Consider the following 20,158-nt stretch of genomic DNA (forward strand, 5'->3'; position numbering starts at 1 on the left):
GGTCAATCGTGACATACGTGGCGTGCCGCCCACGAGAACGCCCGGGGTGTTGTCGGCGGGCTGTTACACCTCCGCCCTTGTGGGTAGATGCGCGGCCTAGGGTCTGCCCGGCGCGCTCGGTTCCGGGGCAGGGAGAAGGTGACCGTCATGCACCACACGACCCGGGAGGGCCGGTTCGCCGCGGCGCTGGTGGAGGCTGCCGACACCCTGACGGAGACCTTCGACACCGGGGACCATCTGCGGCGGGTGGCCGAGCGTTGCGTGGAGCTGCTGTCCGCCTGGGCCGCCGGGATCGTCTTGATCGACGGTGGTGAGGCGGTGGCGCTGGGCGGGAGCGCGTCCGGCGGTCGGGAAGAGGCGGCGCTCGAACTGCTCGCCGCTCAGCGCGACGGCGGGCCCTGTCTGGAGAGTCACGGTTCCGGGCGGCCCGTACCGCCGGTGTCGATCGGCGTGGCCCATGCGGCCGCCCGCTGGCCGGAGTTCACCGAGCGGGCCCTGCGGCACGGTGTCGTGGCGACCTTCGCGGTGCCGGTGCGGCGGCGGGGCACGCGGTTCGGCGCGCTCAACGTGTTCGCGACGGCGCTGCCCAACTGCGCCTCGGACAGCTGGCGTTCGGAGCTGGTGGTGGCGCGGGCGCTCGCCGACGCCGTCGCCCTGGGGCTGGAGAATCACCGCGCGTACGACCGATCCCGTTCCCTGGCGGGGCAGTTGCAGGAGGCCTTGTCGAGCCGGGTGCGGATCGAGCAGGCCAAGGGGATGCTCGCCGAGCGCTGGCAGGTCGGTACCGACGAGGCGTTCACCGCGCTGCGCGGGCATGCGCGGCGGCGCCGGATGTCGCTGGACCGGGTCGCGCGGGCGGTGATCGAGGGGGGACCCGTGGACCGACTGTGACCAGTGCATATGACAGTGCGCAACTACTGTGAGACATGGCGTTATTTGCCCTCTAGGCCCGGACGCTCATTCGTTCTAGAGTCATTCCCAACGGCCCTGGCCCCTGGCCCGAACACACACCTTCCACCACTGGATTCCCAGACCTCCCGCGCCGTTCGCCGGGTTACTCCCGCAACCCGTGCGCGTGCGGTTGAGGACCAGCCCGGTCGGCGGCTTCAGGGGGGAGCAGGTCGTCGGCCGGGCCCGGTTGTCAGAGTCCGGTGCCGGTTCCGGTGAGATAGGCGGACACGATCACGTTCGCCGTGTAGCTGCGGCCGACGCGGTCGAAAGTGCCTCCGCAGGTGATGAGACGGAGTTCGGCGCGGCCCGACTGCCGGGTGCCGTAGGCCTGTTGGGCGTCGAAGTGCGCGCGGGTCAGGACGCGGACGTCGTCGACGGTGAACTCGGCGACCTTGCCGTCGTCGCGGATCACCCGGATCGTGCCGCCCGGGCGGAGCGTGCTGAGCTTGTAGAAGACGGCGGGCCGGGTCTCGGTGTCGACGTGCCCGACCATCAGGGCCGTTCCGACGGCTCCGGGCCGTACTCCGCTCCCGTACCAGCCGACCACGGCCGCCTGGTCGAACGGCGGTGGGTCGATCGCGCCCTGGGTGTCGAGGCCGCGGGCCACCACCGGTGCCTGGACGGCGAGTTGGGGGATGTCGATGCGCTGCGGCAGCGCGTTGCCCAACGGCTTGGCGGCGGGCGGGAGTTCGGCCTCCGGGGGGCGTCCGACCGCCGCCACGTCACCGGTCGTCGGCGCGGATATGCCCAGCCGGATGTCGGTCAGGTCCTGTCCCCACAGCCAGAGTCCGAGCAGCAGCACGGCCCAGGCGACCCCGGTCAGCAGCCGTCCGGTGCCGGAGGAACGCTCGTGCTCGGCGGGCCCGTCGTGATCGAACATGGCCGGTCAGCCCGTCCCGCGACTCCGGCGGGCGCTGCGCAGCGCCACGGCCGTCGCGGCGACACCGGCCAGCAACAGACCCACCACCGCGTGCGCGGTACCGGGACCGGCCGCCCGCGCGTCCACGGCCGCGAGGTGCGCCGCCGCACCGCCGCCGCCCGCGTGGACCGGGGCGACCGGCGAGGCGGGGGTGGAGGGGGGTGCCGACGGGGACTGGGACGCGTCCGCTACGACTTTGATCGCGCCCTTCACCGTCACGCTCCCGCAGGTGATCCGCACGTCGTAGCTGCCCGGTTCCAGCGAGCTGCGGACCCGGGTCTCGCCGGCGAGGGTGCCGGACGCGCCGACCAGCTTGGCGTCGGCGACGAACGCGGCGGACGCCGCCGAGCCCGTCGTACCGGCACAGCCGCTGATCCTGAGCGCGACGTCGGCGCCGGGGGCCGGGGAGGCGGGGGTCACCGTGACAGCGCCTCCGTCCGCCGCGTACGCCGCTGGGGTGAGCGCCGCGAGGACCACCGCGGCACCCGCACAGAGTGTGACTTTCAGTGAACCCATCGTGAACCTCCAGATATCTGGAGACTCCTCCTCACAGCGGACGGCCGCATCCTCAGCCACGCCCCGCTGCTCCGTATGGGGGACGGCGCCGGAAGGTGCATAGCATGGTCACCTCACATGCCCGCGTACCGCAGGAGTGCCCACCCATGACAGAGCGCAAGCCCATCGAATCGTGGCTCACCGACATGGACGGGGTGCTGATGCACGAGGGCGTCCCGGTGCCCGGCGCGGAGGCGTTCATCAAGACGCTGCGGGAGAAGGGACGTCCGTTCCTGGTCCTCACCAACAACTCGATCTACACCGCGCGCGACCTGCACGCCCGCCTCAGCCGGATCGGTCTCGACGTCCCGGTGGAGAACATCTGGACCTCGGCGCTGGCCACCGCCGCCTTCCTGGACAACCAGCACCCCGGCGGCACCGCCTACGTCATCGGCGAGGCCGGCCTGACGACGGCGCTGCACGACGCGGGATATGTGCTGACCGACTCCGACCCGGACTTCGTGATCCTGGGCGAGACCCGGACGTACTCCTTCGAGGCCCTGACCAAGGCGATCCGGCTGATCAACGACGGGGCCCGGTTCATCGCGACCAACCCCGACAACACCGGCCCCTCGCCCGAGGGCGCCCTGCCGGCCACCGGGTCGGTGGCCGCGCTGATCACCAAGGCGACCGGCAAGGAGCCCTACTTCGTCGGCAAGCCGAACCCGCTGATGATGCGGTCGGCGCTCAACACCATCGGCGCGCACTCGGAGACCAGCGCGATGATCGGCGACCGCATGGACACGGACGTGCTGGCCGGGCTGGAGGCCGGGATGGAGACCTTCCTCGTCCTCACCGGGCTGACGACCAGGGGAGATGTGGAGCGCTATCCCTACCGCCCTACGACGGTCGTGGAGTCCATCGCGGACCTGGTCGACCTGATCTGAGTCCGAGACTCAACTGCCGGTCGCTGACTGCCAGTCCTCGACGTACGACGTCAGGTTCTTGTCGATGTCCGCCCAGTCCGGCTGGAAGATCTCGACGCCGGTCATGAGCTTGGTGAGGGCGGTGGCGTTGGCGTCGGTGGCCTTGACGTCCTGGCGGGCGCTGAAGCCACCGCCGACCGAGCTGACCTGCTGCTGGGCGGTGCGGCTGAGCAGGTAGTCGAGGAGCTTCCTGCCGTTGGCGCTGTGCGGGGCCTTGGTGACGAGACCGGCCGCGTACGGGAGGGCGAAGGTGGTGGGCCTGCCGCCCTGCTTCGCCGGGAACCAGATGCCGAGGTTCGGCATGGTCTTGGACTGGGCGTAGTTCATCTGCACATCGCCGTTGGCGACGAGGAGTTCACCCTTGTCGACCTTGGGCGCGAGCTTGCCGGTGGAGGCGGAGGGGCCCACGTTGTTGGACTGCAGCTTCTTCAGATAGGCGAGGGCCGCGTCCTTGCCGCCGAAGTCGTGCATCGCCTTGATCAGTACGGCGGTTCCGTCACCGGCGACTCCGGGCGTGGAGTACTGGAGCTTGTTCTTGTACTTACCGTCGAGCAACTCGTCCCAGGTGGTGGGCGCTTGGGCGAGCTGCTTCTTGTTGTAGACGAACCCGAAGTAGTTGTTGACGACGGAGGTCCAGGTGCCGTCGCCGGCCTTGTCGGCGCCGCTCACCTGGTCGGCGCCGGCCGGGGTGTACTTCTGCAACAGCCCCTTGCTGTCGGCCTGTTGGATGAACGGCGGCAGGGTCACGAGAACGTCGGCCTGCGGGTTGCTCTTCTCGCGGACGGCGCGCTGCACCATCTCGCCGGAGCCGCCCTCGACGTACTCGACCTTGATGCCGGTCTGCTTCTCGAAGTCCTTGAAGACCTGGTCGTACCAGCCGTCGCCGTTCTCTCCCTTGAGCCCGTCGGCGCTGTAGACGGTGACGACCTTGGCGTCGGAGGCGGCGGAGGTGCCACCGCACGCGGTGAGCAGCGGGGTGGCGCAGAGCGATACGGCTACGGCGATCTTGACTGCGTTTCTGGGCATGGCGAGGCCAACTCCTGGCGTGGTGAGGTCGGTTGAGGTGCGGGTGGATCAGCGGTACGAGGCCCGGTTGCGGACCCGGGAGACGACGAGCAGGACGAGCAGGGTCGCCGTCATCAGGACCACGGCGAGCGCGGACCCGGCGAAGAGGGCGCCGCGGTCGGTGGCCGAGTAGATGAGGACCGGAAGCGTGGTCCAGTCGGGCGGATAGAGCATCATCGTGGCGCTCAACTCGCCCATGGACAGGGCGAAGCAGAGTCCTACGGCGGCGGTGAGCGACGGCAGCAGCAACGGCAGCCGGATCCGCCACAGGACGTACAGCGGCCGGGCGCCCAGGGAGGCGGCGGCCTGTTCGTAGGCCGGGTCGAGGCGGACGATCGCGGCGGACACGGACTGGTAGGCGAAGGCGGTCACGAGCACGGTGTGGGCGAGGATCACGATCCACCGGGTGCCGTTGAGCAGCATCGGCGGCTTGGAGAACGCGACGAGGATCGCGAGGCCCACCACGACGGACGGCACGGCCACCGGCAGGACGAACAGGGCGTCCATCACCCGGCGTTGACGCTTCTTGAGCCCGGCGGCGGCGAGCGCGGCCCAGGTCCCGACGCCGAGTGCGAACAGGCTCGCGGTGAGGGCGGTGACCAGGCTGGTGGTGAGCGCCTGGAGGGCTTCACCCCGGGTCGCGGCGGAGTAGTGGGAGGTGGTGAGACCGGAGGGCAGGACCCCGGACCAGTTGGTGGCGAAGGATGCCCCGAGGACGACGAGGAGGGGCAGCGCGAAGAGGGGCAGGAAGAGGACGGCGAAGACCAGCCACACGGCCCACTTCGCCTTGCGGCTATGCACCAACACGGCGGCTCACCACCCGGTAGAGGCCGTAAAGCCCCACGGATATAAGGACGTTGACGACGGCGACCACACACGCGCCCGGGTAGTCCGACTCCAGGATCGCCTTGCTGTAGACGAGCATGGGGAGGGTCGTGACCCCTTTCGCCCCGGTGAACAGTACGATCCCGAACTCGTTGAGACAGAGGACCAGTACGAGACTCCCGCCGGCGGCGAGCGCGGGGAGCGCCTCCGGCAGGATGACCTGCCGGATGATCCGGGGCGCCCGCGCCCCGAGTGAACTGGCCGCCTCCAACTGCGCGGTGTCCAGCTGCGAGAACGCGGCGAGCAGCGGCCGCATCACGAACGGCGTGAAGTAGGTGACCTCCGCGAGCAGCACACCCCAGGGCGTCGCGAGGAACTGGAACGAACCGACGATCCCGGTGCTGCCGTAGATGAAGAGCAGCGCGAGCGTGATGAGGAAGGAGGGGAAGGAGAGGTAGACGTCGATGAAGCGGGCGACGGTTCTGGCTCCGGGGAAGGGGACGAAGGCGATGATCAGCGCGAGCACGAACCCGAGGAGCATGCATCCGAGGGTCGAGACGACCGCGATCCAGACGGTGGTCCAGAGGGCGGTACGGAACAACTCCGAGGAGAAGACGTCGGCGTAGGCGGTGGCCGGCTGAAAGGACTGCCGAACAACGAGGGCAAGGGGGTAGAGGAAGAAGAGCCCGAGCAATGCAACAGGCACAAGGGCAACCCCCCAGGGGCGCGGGGCTGTATTTGATGTGCGGCTACCGCCGCGTGGGCGCGTCCAGCCCCCACTCAGCCGCACCCGACGAACAACCTCACTCATCGCCAGCTCCAACAGCCAGCAACACCGCATCATCGGGAGCGAAATGAAGAGTCACCGCGTCCCCATGAACAGGCGGCTTCTTCAACTCCGGTACATCAGCCACAACCCGATGCCCATTCACACCCACGTAGAGCCGATGAGTAGCCCCCCGCCACTGCACGTCACTCACCGTTCCGGAGAGCTCATTCGGCCCGGCGCCGAGCCCAACCAGATGCGGCCGCACACACAACGTCGCCGAACCCCCGGAAACAACCCCCCGCACTTCAACTCGCTGCTCCCCGAAGAAAACCCCGCGCTCCCCCACAGTCACCGGCAACAAATTCGCGCTCCCGACAAAGGAAGCCGTGAACTCGCTCTTAGGCGCCCGGTACAACTCCCTCGGCGTCCCGCACTCCTGAAGCCGAGCCCGGTCCATCACGGCGATCCGGTCGGCCAGAGTGAGCGCCTCGACCTGGTCATGAGTGACGTAGAGGATCGAGACATCCGGCAACTCCCGGTGCAGCCGGGCGAGTTCACCCAACATCCCGGACCTCAGCTGCGCGTCCAGCGCGGAGAGGGGTTCGTCGAGAAGGAGAACCCCGGGTCGGATGGCCAACGCCCGTGCGATCGCCACGCGTTGCTGCTGCCCACCGGACAACTCCCGTGGATGGCGCCGCGCGTACTCCCCCATGCCGACCATCTCCAGCGCCTCGGCGACCCGGGTACGGATCTCCCCGCGCGGCACCTTCTGCGCCCTGAGCCCGAACGCCACGTTCTCCTCGACCCGCAGGTGAGGAAAGAGCGCGTACTGCTGCACGACCATCCCGACCCCCCGCCGGTACGGCGGCAGGTCGGTGACGTCACGGCCCCCGAGGAACACCCGCCCCGACACCGGCCGTACGAACCCGGCGACCGCCCGCAGCGCCGTGGTCTTGCCGGAGCCGGACGGCCCGAGCAGGGCCATGACCTCGCCGGGTTCGACGGTGAGGTCGAGGGCGTCGAGGACGACCGTGCCGTCGTAGGCGACGGTGACGGAGTCGAAGCGGATGCCGTTCGTCATGCGAGGACTCCGGGCAACTGTCCTACGCCGTCGAGGACTTGACCCGCCCCGGCCGCCCGCAGCGCGTCCGCGTCGTGCGCGCCGGTCAGCACACCGGCGACCAGACCCGCCCCCGCGCGGACCCCGCTGAGCATGTCGTACGAGGTGTCGCCGACGACCGCCATCTGCCGTACGTCGTCGGCAACCGCCGTACGCAGGAAGGCGGTCAGCACCATGTCCGGGTACGGACGTCCCCGGCCGCCCGCGTCGGCGGGGCACAGGGTGAGGTCGACGAGGCCCTGCCAGCCGAGGGCGGCCAGGATCGCGTCCTGGGTGGCGCGGGCGAAGCCGGTGGTCAACACGACCGTGCGGCCTTGGGACTTGAGGGTTTCGATGGTCGCGCGGGCGTCGGGCAGGGCGGCGACCCGGCCGGCGTCGACGAGGTCGGCGTAGGCCGCCTCGAAGGCCTTGTTGGCGTCCTGGGCCTTGGTCTCCTCGCCGAACAGATGGCGGAAGACGGAGATCTTGGACTCGCCCATGGTGGCGCGGACGTGGTCGAGCATCGAGTCGGGTTCGGCGCCCATGTGCCGGGCGGCGGCCGCGAACGCCTCCTCGACCAGGCCGCCGTCGGCGACGGTCGTGCCGGCCATGTCGAGGACGACGAGACGGATGTCGGGTGTCGTGCCGGGTGTCGTGGGGTTCATGAGGGAGGTCATGGGGGTCACCAGTCCAGTTCGTTCGCGGTGGTCTCGGCGATCGCCGGGGAGCAGGTCATGCCGCGCCCGCCCGGCCCGGTCACCAACCACACGCCGTCGCGCACCTGTTGGCGGTGGACGACGCGGGCGGGGTCGGTGCACTGCGCGTACACGCCGGCCCAGCGGCGGCGGATCTTCGGGAGGGGGCGGCCGAGGAACGACTCGACGACCTCGGCGAGATGGTCGTAGGGCGCCTCGGTGGTGTCGAAGGCGAAGGGGTGCTCGTACTCGTGGGTGTCGCCGATGGTCAGTCCGCCGTCGGCGCGCTGGACCATGAGGAGTTGCATGGCGTGGGCGGCCGGGGTCGGCAACTGCGGCTGCTCGGCGTTGAGTTGGTCGAGGGCCCGGCCGCGGTAGGCGGGGTAGTAGCGGAAGCTGTCCGCGTCGGCGATCGACGTGGTGAGCGGTTCGCCGAGCGGGTCGGTCTGCATCATCTGCAACCGGACGCGGCGGACGGGGAGTTCGGGCCCGGCGAGTTCGCGGACGAGTCCGCCGAGCCAGGCGCCCGTGCACAGCACGACCGCGTCGGAGGCGTGCACGTCCCCGTGGTCGTCGCGCACCGCGTGTTCGCCGATCACCTCGCGAACCTCGCGGCCCGGCAGGAAGCTGTAGTTCGGGGACTTCGACAGCTCGGCGCGCAGGGCGAGTTGGGCGGTGCGGGGTTCGACGGCCGCGTCGCGCTCGCAGTACAGGGCGGCGGTGAAGTCGCCGCGCAGGGCGGGGTTCACGGCACGGGCCTCGGCCGGAGTGAGGAGCTTGTAGCCGCGCGCCGCGGAGTCCTCCCGCGCTACGGCGGCCTCGGCGACGGCGAGTTCGCGGTCGCCCCTGACGGGGGTCAGCGAACCGTTGGCCCGGAAGCCGAGCGCGGGGACGCGGGCCCCGATCTCCTCCCACAACTCCCGTGCGCGCAGGGCGGTTTCGAGCTCTTCCCCGCCCGCGCGGCCACTCACCCAGATCTGCCCGAAGTTGCGCAACGACGCGCCGCGAGCCTCCGCCTCGCGCTCGATCTGTACGACCTCATGGCCGCGTTCCACTGCTTGCCAGGCGTGCATGGTGCCCACCACGCCGCCTCCGACGACTGTCACTCTCACGACGGCCACGCTCCTCGGGATCCGGGAACCGGAAAGGTCCGGCTCCCAACGAAAGCGTGAACGACCCATCACGTTTGGGCTAGACCCGTTATCCATCCGTGATACTTGCAGGCCGTAGGGCGGGTTCTCCTCGGGGTTCTCAGCCCCCGGGTTCCTCAGCCTCTGTGGTGCGTGGTGAAGGAGAAGCGGTCGCCCCGGTACAGGCCCCGGACCCGTTCCAGCGGGCGGCCCTCCGTGTCCCTGGACACCCGGTGGATCAGCAGCATCGGGAGGGCGGGCGGGGTGCCGATGAGGAGGGCCTCGCGCGGGGTGGCGAGCACGGTCTCGATGCGTTCGTCGGCGTCGCCGAAGTGGATGCCACGGGCGCCCAGGTAGCCGTAGAAGGACGAGTCGGGCTCGAAGTCGGTGTCGAGGTGCGGGACCCGGGCGACGGAGACGTAGGTGCTTTCGAGGCCGACCCGTTCGTCGTCGGCGAGCAGGACGCGCTCCAGGTGCCAGACGGGTTCGCCGCGGGTCAGCCCGGTCTCGGCGGCGAGGGCGTCGGTGCAGGGGAAACGGTCGAGGGTGACGAGGCTGCGGCCCGGGGTGCGCCCCTGCCGCCGTACGCCCTCGGTGTAGCTGGCCAGGGACAGCGGCTGCTCCAGCTTGGGACCCGCGACGACCGTGCCCCGGCCCTGCCGGCGCAGCCTGCCCTCCAGCACGAGTTCGCGCAGCGCCTGCCGCACGGTCTCGCGGGCGACCTCGTACCGCTCGGAGAGGTCGCGCTCGGTGGGGATCAGGCTGCCCTCCCCCAACTCGTCGACGAGCACGGCGATTTGAGCCTTGACCGCGTAGTACTTGGGGATGCGGCCGTGCTCCGGGATGCCGGAGCGGACGGGGGCGCCGGGGGCCTGGTCGTTCGGGTAGTCCACGCGTAGATCGTCGCAGAGGTCGCGGTTCGCGTTACCGGCGCCTCCGCGCCAGCAGCAGGGCGCCGCTGGTGACGAGGAGGACGGACACGGCGGCGAGGACGAGGTGTGCGGGGCCGATTCCGGTGCTGGCGAGTTCGTCGGTGAACGAGAGGTCCTCGGCGGGGGGCGAGGTCGCGGCGGACGGAGCGGGGGTGGCGGGGGAACTGGCCGAGCCGGTCGGGACGCCTTCGACGTCGGCGGGGTCGGCGGCCTCGACGTCGAACCGGTAGTCGTTCGACTGACCGATCCAGTCCCCGTCGTCGGCATGCCGTTGTACGACGGCCGCGTCGGCGGTGATCTCGTTCGCGACGGCGTCCGGGGCGAGCGCGAGGCGCACCTTCACCGTGAGGGTCTTGCCGGGGTCGACGGTGAACCCCGGGAAGCCGTCGTCGAAGGCGCCGACGAGTTCGGCCTCGTCGGTCTTCTCGAAGTGGACGGGGTGCGGGCGCGGGCGGGTGCCGTCGTAGAACTCGAGCTTGGGCTGGGACGGTTTCAGGGCGCGTTGCTGGTCGACGAGGACGACGACCGGGTGGATCGCGGTGCAGCGGCGGGCGGTGGTGTTGGTGAGGTCGAGGTACCAGGTGCCGTAGCCGCCGCCGGCCGCATAGGTGTCGGGGCCGTCGTGGATGCGGGTGGTGAGGGGGAAGGCGCGGGCGTCGGGGGCGGCGCAGGCGGGGGCGGCGGCGGCCGTTGCGTGGGCGGGGGTGGTGGCGGCTGCCGCCTGGGCAGGTGGGGCGGCGGTGACGAGGAGGGGGGCGGCTGCGGCGAGGCAGAGGGACAGAAACCGGGACAGGGGCAGGGACTGGTGCGGGGGCAGAGACCGGGACAGGGGTGTGCGCAGTGGGGTGCGCGGACTCAGGGGAAGTCGCATAAACACATGAGCGTGCCGGAGGGGCGCCGCCGATCAGGGGTGCCGTGCCGAGCGCGGGCCGCGAATGCCTCGAACGGGCGCGGCGGGACCCCTGTTCGGCGGAAGTGTTACGGATCCGGCGAAGGCGTCACGCTTTCCTGGGTCACCCACCCGGCCGCCTACCCGCCTACCCGTCCGCCCGTCCGAACAGCGGCCCCAGCAGCAACTGCGCCGCCCCTTCCGCGACGCCCCGCGCCCCGCCGGGGGCGACCCGTACGGGTACGGCGGCCTCGCGGGCGCCCTCGCGCCGGGCGCGTTCGCCGAGGACGGCGGCGACTCCGCGCACGAAGGGTTCCGGGTCGGCGGCGACGGTACGGCCGCCCAGCAGCACGAGGTCGATGTCGAGCAGGCCCACGAGATTCGCGGCACCGGCACCGAGCACCCGCGCCGCCTCATCGACATCACCGCGCGCCACGGCGGCCAGGCACAGGGCCTCGACGCAACCCCGGTTCCCGCAGTCGCAGGGCGGCCCGTCCAGCTGGATCACCTGATGCCCGAACTCGCCGGCCCCGGTCCGCGCCCCCCGGTGCACACCCCCGCCGATCACCAGCCCGGCACCGAGCCCGGTCCCGAGATGCAGATAGGCGAACGCCCCACCCTCGCCGCCGACCGCCAGTCCGAGCGCGGCGGCGTTCGTGTCCTTGTCCACGACCACCGGCACCCCGAGCCGCCGAGCCAACGCGTCCCGCAACGGAAACCCGTCCCACTCGGGGAACCCGGTGACCCGGTGCAGGATGCCGTGCGCATGATCGAGGGGACCGGGGAGTGCCACGCCGACGCCGAGGAGAGGAGCGGTGAAGCTGCGCTGCGCGGCGGGCACCGAGTCGGCGAGGGACGCGGCGTCAGCGAGACCCGCAGGGTCGGCGGGGCGCCCGGGGTCAGCGAGACCCGCAGCATCAGCAACGCGCCCGGAACCGGCAGACCGCCCGGAGTCCGCGAGGCGCCGCTCGACGCCCGCACCCGCCGCACCGGCGTCCGCACCGCCACCCTCCACACCGACATCCCCCGAGCCACCACCGACACCCGCACCCGCACCCGCACCCGCACCAAAACCACCCCCCGCACCCCCGCCCCCGCCACCTCCCCCACCAACAGCTCAACCTCCCGAGCCACCGCCTCCACGACAACCCCGGCCCCCGCCCCCAGATCCAGCGAAGCGCCCCGCTCCCCCACCACCGCACCCGTGAGATCGACAAGCACCACCCGCAACTCATCCCGGTCCAGATGCACCCCCACCGCATGCCCGGCTTCCGGCACCAACCGCAGGACCGTGCGCGGCTTCCCGCCCGTGGACGCGCGCCGCCCCGCCTCCGCGACGAGCCCGGAGTCCCGCAACCGCGCGGTGATCTTGCTGACGGCCTGCGGGGTGAGCCCGGTGCGCTCGGCGAGTTCGAGCCGGCTGATCCCGTCCGCGCCGGCCGTCCGCAGCAGATCGAGCACCAACGCGGCGTTATGACTCCGCACGGCAAGCAGATTCGCCCCCACCGCACCCGCACCCGCCACTACACCCCGGCCCGCACTCGCACCCGCACCCCGAGCCGCACCCGCCCCCGTCATCCGGGTTCCGTCCCCGCCACCGCTCCCGCCCCGCGCACTGTTGTCCACACCCCCATTGTCCCCACCACTTGCACTTTGGCAACAGCGTTGCGAAAGTGGAGGGCATGACTGGACGCACGACTCGCACACCCCTCCGCGTCGGCCTCGTCGGCTACGGCCTCGCCGGCTCCGTCTTCCACGCCCCGCTGATCGCCGCGACCGAGGGTCTCGCCCTCGACACGGTCGTCACCTCGAACCCGGAGCGGCAGGAACAGGCCCGCGCGGAGTTCCCGGACGTCCGCACGGCCGCGACCCCCGACGACCTGTTCGCCCGCGCCGACGACCTGGACCTGATCGTCATCGCGTCCCCGAACAAGACGCACGTGGCGCTCGCGACCACCGCCCTCAAGGCCGGCCTCCCGGTCGTCGTGGACAAGCCGATCGCCGGCACCGCGGCCGAGGCCCGCGAGCTGGCGGCCCTCGCCGAGGAGCACTCCCTCCTCCTCTCCGTCTTCCAGAACCGCCGCTGGGACAACGACTTCCTGACCCTCCGCAAGCTCCTCGCCGAGGGCGAACTGGGCGACGTCTGGCGCTTCGAGTCCCGTTTCGAGCGCTGGCGCCCGCAGCCCAAGGGCGGCTGGCGCGAGTCCGGCGACCCGGCAGAGATCGGAGGTCTCCTCTACGACCTCGGCAGCCACGTCGTGGACCAGGCCCTGGCCCTCTTCGGCCCCGCCGCCTCCGTGTACGCCGAGTCGGACATCCGCCGCCCGGGCGCGGAGACGGACGACGACACGTTCTTCGCCCTGACCCACACGAACGGCGTCCGCTCACACCTGTACGTCTCCGCGACCACCGCCCAACTCGGCCCGCGTTTCCGCGTGTTGGGCTCCAAGGCGGGCTACGTCAAGTACGGCCTCGACCCCCAGGAGGCCGACCTGCGCGACGGCAGGCGCCCGGGCACCGAGAAGACCTGGGGCCAGGAACCCGAGTCGCTCTACGGCCGGGTCGGCGCCGGCGAGTCCCCCCTCACCGGCGGCGGCCGCCCCGAGCCGACCCTCCCCGGCGACTACCCCGCGTACTACGCGGCCGTCGCCGCCGCCCTCCGTGACGGCGCCCCCAACCCGGTGACCGCCCTGGAGGCGGCCGCCACCCTCGACGTACTGGAAGCCGCGCGCCGCAGCGCCCGCGACGGAGTGACGGTGACCCTGTGACCCAGAACAAGCCCGCGATCACTCAGCGGATCGCCCCCGAGATCACCCCGACGGTGGAGGAACTCGAAGCACAGGAACGGCACTTGGTGTTCCAGCGCTTCACCTACGAAGACGCCTGGGCCCTCGGCTCCCTCCTCGTGGAACGGGCCCGGGAGAGCCAGGCCCCGGTAGCCATCGACATCCGGCGCGGCGGCCAGCAGCTCTTCCACGCGGCGCTTCCGGGCTCCTCCCCCGACAACGACGCGTGGATCGACCGCAAGCGCAAGGTGGTCGAACGCTTCGGCGCCGCCTCCTACCTGGTCGGCACCCGCTTCCGCGCCAAGGGCAGCACCTTCGAGGACTCCTCCCGCCTCGACCCGGACGAGTACGCGGCCCACGGCGGCTCGTTCCCGATCAGGGTCGAGGGCGTCGGCGTGATCGGCACGGTGACGGTGAGCGGGCTGCCGCAGTTGCAGGACCACCGGTTCGTGGTGGCGGCACTGGAGCAGTTCCTGGACCAGGACCGGAATTAACCCGCGGCTCCCCCCGGTTGGGACTGACCGACACGTCCGACACCGGAGGGAACGGCACCGATGAGCAGCACCCTGAAGGAAACGGTCGGCCGGTACGGCATCTGGAGCGTGGGCCTGCGCTCGGAAGATCCGTCCCGGCGCGGCGAGTTGGCGGAGGCCGCCGCGGAGTTGGAGCAACTCGGCTACGGCGCGGTCTGGTTGGGCGGCAGCAGCGCCGCCCGCAACGCCGTCCCGCTCATCGAGGCGACGTCGCGTATCGCCGTCGGGACCAGCATCCAGAGCATCTGGCAGTACACGGCGGCCGAGAGCGCGGCGAGCTTCGCCGAACTGGAGCAGGCCCACCCGGGCCGCTTCCTGCTCGGCCTCGGGGTGGCGCACGCCAAGAACACGGCCGAGTACCGCCGCCCGTACTCGGCCCTGGTCGCCCATCTGGACGCCCTGGACACGGCCGGGGTACCCGCCGGGTGCCGCCTCCTCGCCGCGCTGGGCCCGAGGACGATCGAGCTGGCCCGGGACCGCGCGGCCGGCTCGATCCCGTACCTGGTGACCCCGGAGCACACGGCACAGTCCCGCGAGATCCTGGGCGAAACCCCGCTCCTGGCCCCGGAGTTGAAGGTAGTCCTGGAGTCGGACCCGACCCGAGCCCGCACCCTGGCCCGCGAGGCCCTCGCCCCCTACCTCGCGCTCCCGAACTACACCGCCAACTTCCTCCGCAACAGCTTCACCGAGTCGGACATCGCGGACGGCGGCAGCGACCGCCTGGTCGACGCGGTCTTCGCCTGGGGCGACGACACCCGGATCCGCGCCCGCATCGACGACTTCGCAGCGGCGGGCGCGGATCACGTAGCCCTACAGGTGGTGGACGACACCCCCCGCGAAGACCTCCCCCGAGAGCCCTGGCGCAGGCTCGCCTCTCTACTGACCTGAGCTTTCCAGGGGCGCGGGGAACTGCGCGCCCAGCCACAACGGGCGCGCACCCGCAGACCAACAAGCACCCCCCACCCCTTAGGCGTCCTTGAACTCCTGCCGCTGCTTGCCCAACCCCGAGATCTCCAACTCCACAACATCCCCCGCCCGCAAGAACGGCTTCGGCTCAGGCTGCCCAAGAGCAACCCCCGCAGGCGTACCGGTGTTGATGACGTCCCCGGGGTACAAGGTCATGAACTGGCTGACATACCGCACCACTTCAGCCACCGAGAAGATCTGCTCAGCGGTCGTCCCGTCCTGCTTCAACTCCCCGTTCACCCACAGCCGCAGCGACAAGGCCTGCGGATCCGGAACCTCGTCCGCCGTCACCAACCACGGCCCGAGCGGATTGAACGTCTCGCAGTTCTTCCCCTTGTCCCACGTCCCGCCCCGCTCGATCTGGAACTCCCGCTCGGACACGTCATGCGCGACCGCATACCCCGCGACATGCGCGAGCGCCTCCTCGTGGGACTCCAGATAACGGGCCGTACGCCCGATGACGACGGCGAGTTCGACCTCCCAGTCGGTCTTCACGGACTGACGAGGCACCAGCACGGTGTCGTACGGCCCGACGACCGTGTCCGCGGCCTTGAAGAAGACGACCGGCTCGGCGGGCGGCTCCGCGCCGGTCTCGCGGGCGTGGTCGTGGTAGTTCAGCCCGATGCACACGACCTTGCCGATCCCCGCCAGCGGCGGACCGACCCGCAGCCCGTCGGCGTCCAGCGCGGGCAGTTCCCCGGCGTCGGCGGCGGCGCGGATCCGGCCCAGCGCGGCGGTGTCGGCGAGCAGCGGCCCGTCGATGTCCGGGACGATGCCGGACAGGTCCCGCAGGGTCCCCTCGGCGTCGAGCAGCGCGGGCCGCTCCGCCCCCGCCGTACCGACTCGCAGCAGCTTCATGTTCACCATCTCCATCGATCGCGGACGGTCGACCGATGGGTGCAGCCATCGGAGGACTGGTCGATCCTCCAAGCTCACGGTCCAGTCCGCAATACCCGGTTCACGGACTGGACCGTAACCGCGGCCGGTCAGGTGTACAGCACGGCCCGTTCCACGGCGCTCCACGCCGCGCTGGTCACCACGTACAGCGCGACGGCGAGCGGCACGACGGCCACGGTGATCAGCGTGCCGTAGGACAGGAGCGGCAGCACCTTGCCGAGGGTGCCGGTGCCGGTGCCGGCCGGGGTGACGGCGGCCGCGCGCCGGGTGCGGACGTAGGTGAAGGTCGCGACCGCGGCGACGACGAGGAACAGCCCGACGTAGACGAGTCCGGCCGGTCCGAACATCCCGTCCCCGGCGAGCGCGTCGGCCCAGCGTCCGCCGAGCGGCGCGGCGAACAGCTGGTGCGAGAGCAGCCCGTCGCCGCCGCCGGAGAACAGGCGGTAGAGGAGGAAGAACGCCGGGAGTTGGAGCAGGCTCGGCAGGATCCCGGACAGCGGGGACACCTTCTCCTCGGCGTGCAGGTCGAGTACGGCCTTCTGCAGTTTCTCGGGCTGCTTCGCGTACCGCTTCCGCAACTCGGCCACGCGCGGCTGGAGTTGGGCCCGCGCCTGCTGACCTCGCGCCGCGGCCCGCGACAGGGGATGGACGAGGAGTCGTACGAGAGCGGTGAACAGGACGATCGCGGCGGCGGCCGCGGCCGTGCCGAACAACGGGTGGAGCAGGTCGGCGAGTTGGTCGACCAGGGCAGCGAAAACGGACATGGGTGAGCCCTCCGTGGGTCTCGTCGTGCCGGGATTTGGGCATGGCGACGTGACGACGCTCAGCGCGGGGGCAGCAGGAAAAGCGCCTTACGCGGTGGTCGTCCGGAGGGGGTGTCCAGGGGCTCGGGGGCGTGGGCGGCCCGAGGCGTCGGGGTCGCGCTGGGGCAGGAACGCCGTGCGGCGGGCGCGGTCGCGGATGGCCGTACGGACCCGGGTGGGCGGTACGGCGGGTGCGCTGCGCGCGGTGAGGAGGGCGCAGACGGCGAGGGCGGTACCGGTCGCGGCGAGCGCGACGGCGGCCGGCAGGCTCGCGGTGTCCACCAGCACGATCGGGAGCAGGAAGAGGAGCAGCAGGGCGCTCGCCCGACGCTGGTTCATGGTCCCGCCCCCTCCCTCAACTGCCGTTCTCGTACCGTCCGTTATACCGGATCCGGCTCGATCGGCTGGAGCAGTCGCCTCGGTTTGAGGAACGCCCGGCTGACCGGATCCGCCGGGTTCTGGTCGAGTCCGGGGCCCGGGTCCATGATGACATCCGGGACGGGGACGATGACGGCGCAGGTGGGGCACTCGCCGTAGGAGCCGAGTTCGGTGCCGCAGTCCGCGTGCCGGAAGTAGCGCAGCTGGATCTCGCCGTACTGCTCGCGCTTCCACCGGCCGAGCGAGCGCAGCACCGGCCACAGGGCGATCCCGCGCTCGGTGATGACGTACTCGTCGCGCGGCGGGGACTCCTGGTACCGGCGCTTTTCGAGGATGCCCTCGGCGGTGAGGGCCTGGAGGCGCCCGGCGAGGACCGCGCGCGGGATGCCGAGGTGGGCGAGGAAGTCGTTGTAGCGCCGTACGCCGTAGAGGGCGTCCCGGACGACGAGCAGCGTCCAGCGCTCCCCGACCACCTCCAGCGCCCGGGCGATCGAGCACTCCTGTCCCGCGTAGTCCTTGCCTAGTGACATGTCCCCCACTGTAGCCACTTTCCGACAGTAAGTTCAATGAACGAACCTTAGGTGCTACGGTGCTTCCCATGACTAGGTTCAGTGAACGAACCCTCGCCGAGGTTCCCGGGACGCCCACCGCCTCGGAGACATCACAGGTCTCCGAGCCGAGCGTGCCGCACCCCCGCGCCACCCTCGCCCTGACCAGCGCGGCCACCGCCGTGGCGCTGATGACGTACACCGCGCCGATGGTCACGCTCCCCGACATCGCCGCCGCCCTGCACACCCCGCTCTCCGCCCAGGCCTGGCTCCTGAACGGCACCCCGCTGGGCCTCGCCGCGCTGCTCCTGGTCGCCGGCAGCCTCGCCGACGACTACGGCCGCCGCCGGATCTTCCTGGCCGGCACCTTCGCGCTCGGCATCACGACAGCGCTCTCCGCGCTCACGTCCTCGACCTGGCTGTTCACCCTGACCCGCATCGCGCAGGGCGCGTCCAGCGCGGCCCTGCTCGCCAGCAGCCTGGGCCTGATCGTGCACGCCTTCCCGACCCCGCGCGGCCGCCTGCACGCGACCGGCGTCTGGGGCGCGTTCGTCAGCGGCGGCATAGCCGTCGGCCCACTGGTGGCGGGCGCGATGCCGGACTGGCGATTGATCTACGTCGTGCTCGGCGCGGCGGCGCTCGTTGTGACGGCCCTCGGCGTCCGTACGCTCTCCGAGTCCCGCGCGCCGCGCGGCGGACGCCCCGACCTCGCCGGAGCGGTCACCTTCGGACTGGCCCTGGTCGCCCTGGTCGCCGCGCTCACGCTGGGCCGGGACGGCTGGCTGCGGGCGCCGGTGGGACTCCTGTTGCTGGCGGCCGTGGTGCTGGTCGGCGCCTTCGCGCTGGTGGAACGCCGGGTCGCGACCCCGATGATCGACCTGAGCCTGCTGCGCCACCGCCTCTTCCTGGCCTCCTCGGCGGGCGGCCTGTTCACGGGCTTCGCGGTGATCGGCCTGTTCAGCTTCCTGCCCGCGCTGCTGCAGCAGACGCTGGGCCTGTCCGCGATGGACACGGCCTGGCTGTTCCTCCTCTGGTCGGGCCTGTCCTTCACGGTCGCCCTCCAGGCCCGCCGCCTCGCCGGCCGCGTCCCGCCCCGGCACCAACTCGCCCTGGGTTTCCTCCTCCACGCGGCCGGCGTCCTGACGATGCTGGGCGCGCTGGACTCCGGTTCGTGGCTACGGCTGCTGCCGGGACTGGTGATCGCGGGCGTGGGCAGCGGCCTGCTGAACGCCGCGCTGCCGCTGCTGTCCGTGGAGTCCGTACCGGCCGCGCGCGCGGCGATGGGGTCGGGGGCGCAGCAGACGTTCCGCTATATCGGCTCGTGCGCCGGGGTCGCGCTGACCATCGCGATCGCCACGTCGGCGGGCGGCGGACTGGCCCGCGGCGCGGACATCGCGATGGTGGTGTCGGCCGGCCTCGCGGTGCTGGCCGCGGTGAGTGTGGGGGTGTTGCGGGAGCGGGCGTGAGGCCTCAACCCGGCTGGGTATTCAGCGTGGTTGGCCCTTCACCGGACGTGCGTGGAGGTGAGCGTGCCCCACACCGCCATGCGGTATCTGGACGTGAACTCCGGCGTGCAGGTGGTGAGGGTGATGTAGAACCCCGGTCGGCTGTAGCCGTAGGCCGGTCTGACGGTCGAGCGCGGGATCGGCCGGATGACACCCGAGTCGGACGCGGAGGTCTGCGGCAGGATCTTGTCGACCGTGTACGTGTAGGTGGCCGCGCTCGTCTCGACCTGGACGGTGTCCTTGAGGCGCAGTCGCGGGAGATACCGGAACGGCTCGCCGTGGGTGTTGCGGTGCCCGGCGAGCGCGAAGTTCCCTGCCTGGCCCGGCTGTTGGGTGCCGGGGTAGTGACCGACGTACCCCTTGTTGAGCACGTTCTGCTTGCTGACGCCCTCCGCGATCGGGACGCGGAGGTGGAGGCGGGGGATGGTGAGGATGGCGTAGGCCTGGGAGCGGCGGGGGGTGGTGATGGCGGAGCCGGTGACCGCGGTCGAGCCATCGGCGGAGGTGCTCCGGCGCGGCGAACTGCCGCCCGCCAACCCGCTGTTGGCCGACGGCATACCGCCGCTCCCCGCACCCGGTGTCGCCCATTGCCGCTCCAGGGCCTGTACTTGGTGCTCGGCGCCCTGACGGGCCTCCCGGTTGGTCCACCACAGCTCGTGAACGACGAGGAGGAGCAGGACGACCCCGGCGGTGACGAGGAACTCCCCACCGGTCCACAGGACGCGTCGGCCCAGCGCACGGCGTCGACGGCCGCGGTGCTGCACGACGGGAACCCGCATGGGCCGCACGATAAGGGCCGGTTCGCGAACTCACCAGACTCATGGCTCCGAACTCATGGCTCCGATTGCCGGAAAGGGTGCCCGTTCGACCCTCCGTACAGGTTCGTACACGGGTTTTAGAAAGGGGTGTCACAACCCTCGACAACCTCACGCGGCACACCCGATGCTTCCTGATGGCACGAGCCGGGGGGATGGCCGACGCCGGTGG

21 protein-coding genes and 1 pseudogene are annotated in these 20,158 nt (G+C 71.3%); 6 read left to right on the forward strand and 16 right to left on the reverse strand.

Going from position 1 to position 20,158, the window contains the following annotated elements; translation table 11 throughout:
• The first annotated feature begins 147 nt into the window (after window positions 1-147).
• Entirely contained in the window at window positions 148-891 is a 744-nt protein-coding gene (locus tag R2B38_RS14040) for an ANTAR domain-containing protein (protein WP_318016538.1), read from the forward strand.
• A gap of 250 nt (window positions 892-1,141) precedes the next feature.
• On the opposite strand, the gene R2B38_RS14045 is transcribed toward R2B38_RS14040, so the two are convergent.
• Window positions 1,142-1,831 carry a class F sortase gene (locus R2B38_RS14045; RefSeq protein ID WP_318016539.1) on the reverse strand — a complete coding sequence of 230 codons (690 nt, stop codon included), beginning with the start codon at window positions 1,829-1,831 and terminating at the stop codon, window positions 1,142-1,144.
• Between the two features lie 6 nt (window positions 1,832-1,837).
• Entirely contained in the window at window positions 1,838-2,386 is a 549-nt protein-coding gene (locus R2B38_RS14050) for a hypothetical protein (protein WP_318016540.1), read from the reverse strand.
• Between the two features lie 146 nt (window positions 2,387-2,532).
• Here R2B38_RS14050 and R2B38_RS14055 point away from each other — a divergent pair, with 146 nt between their 5' ends.
• Window positions 2,533-3,312, forward strand: coding sequence for an HAD-IIA family hydrolase (locus tag R2B38_RS14055; RefSeq protein ID WP_033283780.1), 780 nt, complete (start codon window positions 2,533-2,535; stop codon window positions 3,310-3,312).
• A gap of 9 nt (window positions 3,313-3,321) precedes the next feature.
• Here R2B38_RS14055 and R2B38_RS14060 read toward each other — a convergent pair whose 3' ends face one another.
• The 9 genes and pseudogenes from R2B38_RS14060 to R2B38_RS14100 form a co-directional block, all read right to left on the reverse strand.
• The gene (locus R2B38_RS14060; RefSeq protein WP_318016541.1) at window positions 3,322-4,377 is read right to left on the reverse strand and encodes a 2-aminoethylphosphonate ABC transporter substrate-binding protein; all 1,056 of its coding nucleotides are present in this window, start codon (window positions 4,375-4,377) and stop codon (window positions 3,322-3,324) included.
• 48 nt (window positions 4,378-4,425) lie between these two features.
• Complete coding sequence (locus R2B38_RS14065; RefSeq protein WP_318016542.1) at window positions 4,426-5,223, reverse strand: ABC transporter permease; 798 nt, start codon at window positions 5,221-5,223, stop codon at window positions 4,426-4,428.
• The gene (locus tag R2B38_RS14070) at window positions 5,210-6,052 is read right to left on the reverse strand and encodes a 2-aminoethylphosphonate ABC transporter permease subunit (RefSeq protein ID WP_318016543.1); all 843 of its coding nucleotides are present in this window, start codon (window positions 6,050-6,052) and stop codon (window positions 5,210-5,212) included. Before R2B38_RS14070 ends, R2B38_RS14065 begins: the two co-directional genes overlap by 14 nt.
• On the reverse strand, window positions 6,045-7,091 hold the full coding sequence (locus R2B38_RS14075; RefSeq protein ID WP_318016544.1) for an ABC transporter ATP-binding protein: 1,047 nt from the start codon (window positions 7,089-7,091) through the stop codon (window positions 6,045-6,047). The genes R2B38_RS14070 and R2B38_RS14075 overlap by 8 nt, the downstream gene beginning before the upstream one ends.
• Window positions 7,088-7,786, reverse strand: a complete 699-nt coding sequence (locus tag R2B38_RS14080; RefSeq protein ID WP_318016545.1) for a phosphonatase-like hydrolase — start codon at window positions 7,784-7,786, stop codon at window positions 7,088-7,090. The genes R2B38_RS14075 and R2B38_RS14080 overlap by 4 nt, the downstream gene beginning before the upstream one ends.
• Before the next feature lie 5 nt (window positions 7,787-7,791).
• On the reverse strand, window positions 7,792-8,916 hold the full coding sequence (locus tag R2B38_RS14085; protein ID WP_318016546.1) for a TIGR03364 family FAD-dependent oxidoreductase: 1,125 nt from the start codon (window positions 8,914-8,916) through the stop codon (window positions 7,792-7,794).
• A gap of 155 nt (window positions 8,917-9,071) precedes the next feature.
• Window positions 9,072-9,827, reverse strand: coding sequence for a GntR family transcriptional regulator (locus R2B38_RS14090; RefSeq protein ID WP_318016547.1), 756 nt, complete (start codon window positions 9,825-9,827; stop codon window positions 9,072-9,074).
• A 31-nt stretch (window positions 9,828-9,858) separates the two neighbouring features.
• On the reverse strand, window positions 9,859-10,737 hold the full coding sequence (locus tag R2B38_RS14095; protein ID WP_318016548.1) for a hypothetical protein: 879 nt from the start codon (window positions 10,735-10,737) through the stop codon (window positions 9,859-9,861).
• A gap of 166 nt (window positions 10,738-10,903) precedes the next feature.
• Window positions 10,904-12,258 (reverse strand): annotated as a pseudogene (locus R2B38_RS14100) (ROK family protein); the annotation flags it as partial.
• Window positions 12,259-12,437: 179 nt separating this feature from the next.
• On the opposite strand from R2B38_RS14100, the gene R2B38_RS14105 reads away from it, so the two are divergent.
• Genes R2B38_RS14105 through R2B38_RS14115 form a run of 3 tightly spaced genes read left to right on the forward strand, consistent with a single transcriptional unit; the run spans window position 12,438 to window position 14,962 of the window.
• Entirely contained in the window at window positions 12,438-13,523 is a 1,086-nt protein-coding gene (locus tag R2B38_RS14105) for a Gfo/Idh/MocA family oxidoreductase (protein ID WP_318016549.1), read from the forward strand.
• The gene (locus R2B38_RS14110) at window positions 13,520-14,035 is read left to right on the forward strand and encodes a heme-degrading domain-containing protein (RefSeq protein ID WP_318016550.1); all 516 of its coding nucleotides are present in this window, start codon (window positions 13,520-13,522) and stop codon (window positions 14,033-14,035) included. Before R2B38_RS14105 ends, R2B38_RS14110 begins: the two co-directional genes overlap by 4 nt.
• A gap of 60 nt (window positions 14,036-14,095) precedes the next feature.
• Window positions 14,096-14,962, forward strand: coding sequence for an LLM class F420-dependent oxidoreductase (locus R2B38_RS14115; RefSeq protein ID WP_318016551.1), 867 nt, complete (start codon window positions 14,096-14,098; stop codon window positions 14,960-14,962).
• A 78-nt stretch (window positions 14,963-15,040) separates the two neighbouring features.
• On the opposite strand, the gene R2B38_RS14120 is transcribed toward R2B38_RS14115, so the two are convergent.
• From R2B38_RS14120 to R2B38_RS14135, 4 genes are all read right to left on the reverse strand, one after another.
• A complete protein-coding gene (locus R2B38_RS14120; RefSeq protein ID WP_318016552.1) occupies window positions 15,041-15,898 on the reverse strand; it encodes a fumarylacetoacetate hydrolase family protein in 858 nt (285 codons plus the stop codon).
• 128 nt (window positions 15,899-16,026) lie between these two features.
• Window positions 16,027-16,701: a YidC/Oxa1 family membrane protein insertase gene (locus tag R2B38_RS14125; RefSeq protein ID WP_318016553.1), complete on the reverse strand. Its 675-nt coding sequence runs from the start codon at window positions 16,699-16,701 to the stop codon at window positions 16,027-16,029.
• Window positions 16,702-16,788: 87 nt separating this feature from the next.
• Window positions 16,789-17,079, reverse strand: coding sequence for a DUF6412 domain-containing protein (locus R2B38_RS14130; RefSeq protein WP_318016554.1), 291 nt, complete (start codon window positions 17,077-17,079; stop codon window positions 16,789-16,791).
• A 41-nt stretch (window positions 17,080-17,120) separates the two neighbouring features.
• Window positions 17,121-17,648 (reverse strand): helix-turn-helix domain-containing protein, encoded by a 528-nt coding sequence (locus R2B38_RS14135; protein WP_318016555.1) that lies wholly within the window; start codon window positions 17,646-17,648, stop codon window positions 17,121-17,123.
• A gap of 68 nt (window positions 17,649-17,716) precedes the next feature.
• Between R2B38_RS14135 and R2B38_RS14140 the strand changes: the two genes are divergently transcribed.
• Window positions 17,717-19,132, forward strand: coding sequence for an MFS transporter (locus R2B38_RS14140; protein WP_318016556.1), 1,416 nt, complete (start codon window positions 17,717-17,719; stop codon window positions 19,130-19,132).
• Between the two features lie 38 nt (window positions 19,133-19,170).
• Here R2B38_RS14140 and R2B38_RS14145 read toward each other — a convergent pair whose 3' ends face one another.
• Window positions 19,171-19,950 carry a class E sortase gene (locus R2B38_RS14145; protein ID WP_318016557.1) on the reverse strand — a complete coding sequence of 260 codons (780 nt, stop codon included), beginning with the start codon at window positions 19,948-19,950 and terminating at the stop codon, window positions 19,171-19,173.
• Window positions 19,951-20,158: the final 208 nt, after the last annotated feature.

This window comes from Streptomyces sp. N50 (assembly GCF_033335955.1).
GTDB lineage: Bacteria > Actinomycetota > Actinomycetes > Streptomycetales > Streptomycetaceae > Streptomyces.

Bases quoted from the DNA above. Each gene is read 5' to 3' on its own strand.
- R2B38_RS14040 (WP_318016538.1), top strand. From the start codon at position 148: ATGCACCACACGACCCGGGAGGGCCGGTTCGCCGCGGCGCTGGTGGAG.
- R2B38_RS14045 (WP_318016539.1), bottom strand. From the start codon at position 1,831: ATGTTCGATCACGACGGGCCCGCCGAGCACGAGCGTTCCTCCGGCACC.
- R2B38_RS14050 (WP_318016540.1), bottom strand. From the start codon at position 2,386: ATGGGTTCACTGAAAGTCACACTCTGTGCGGGTGCCGCGGTGGTCCTC.
- R2B38_RS14055 (WP_033283780.1), top strand. From the start codon at position 2,533: ATGACAGAGCGCAAGCCCATCGAATCGTGGCTCACCGACATGGACGGG.
- R2B38_RS14060 (WP_318016541.1), bottom strand. From the start codon at position 4,377: ATGCCCAGAAACGCAGTCAAGATCGCCGTAGCCGTATCGCTCTGCGCC.
- R2B38_RS14070 (WP_318016543.1), bottom strand. From the start codon at position 6,052: ATGAGTGAGGTTGTTCGTCGGGTGCGGCTGAGTGGGGGCTGGACGCGC.
- R2B38_RS14075 (WP_318016544.1), bottom strand. From the start codon at position 7,091: ATGACGAACGGCATCCGCTTCGACTCCGTCACCGTCGCCTACGACGGC.
- R2B38_RS14080 (WP_318016545.1), bottom strand. From the start codon at position 7,786: ATGACCTCCCTCATGAACCCCACGACACCCGGCACGACACCCGACATC.
- R2B38_RS14095 (WP_318016548.1), bottom strand. From the start codon at position 10,737: ATGCGACTTCCCCTGAGTCCGCGCACCCCACTGCGCACACCCCTGTCC.
- R2B38_RS14105 (WP_318016549.1), top strand. From the start codon at position 12,438: ATGACTGGACGCACGACTCGCACACCCCTCCGCGTCGGCCTCGTCGGC.
- R2B38_RS14115 (WP_318016551.1), top strand. From the start codon at position 14,096: ATGAGCAGCACCCTGAAGGAAACGGTCGGCCGGTACGGCATCTGGAGC.
- R2B38_RS14120 (WP_318016552.1), bottom strand. From the start codon at position 15,898: ATGAAGCTGCTGCGAGTCGGTACGGCGGGGGCGGAGCGGCCCGCGCTG.
- R2B38_RS14125 (WP_318016553.1), bottom strand. From the start codon at position 16,701: ATGTCCGTTTTCGCTGCCCTGGTCGACCAACTCGCCGACCTGCTCCAC.
- R2B38_RS14130 (WP_318016554.1), bottom strand. From the start codon at position 17,079: ATGAACCAGCGTCGGGCGAGCGCCCTGCTGCTCCTCTTCCTGCTCCCG.
- R2B38_RS14135 (WP_318016555.1), bottom strand. From the start codon at position 17,648: ATGTCACTAGGCAAGGACTACGCGGGACAGGAGTGCTCGATCGCCCGG.
- R2B38_RS14140 (WP_318016556.1), top strand. From the start codon at position 17,717: ATGACTAGGTTCAGTGAACGAACCCTCGCCGAGGTTCCCGGGACGCCC.
- R2B38_RS14145 (WP_318016557.1), bottom strand. From the start codon at position 19,950: ATGCGGGTTCCCGTCGTGCAGCACCGCGGCCGTCGACGCCGTGCGCTG.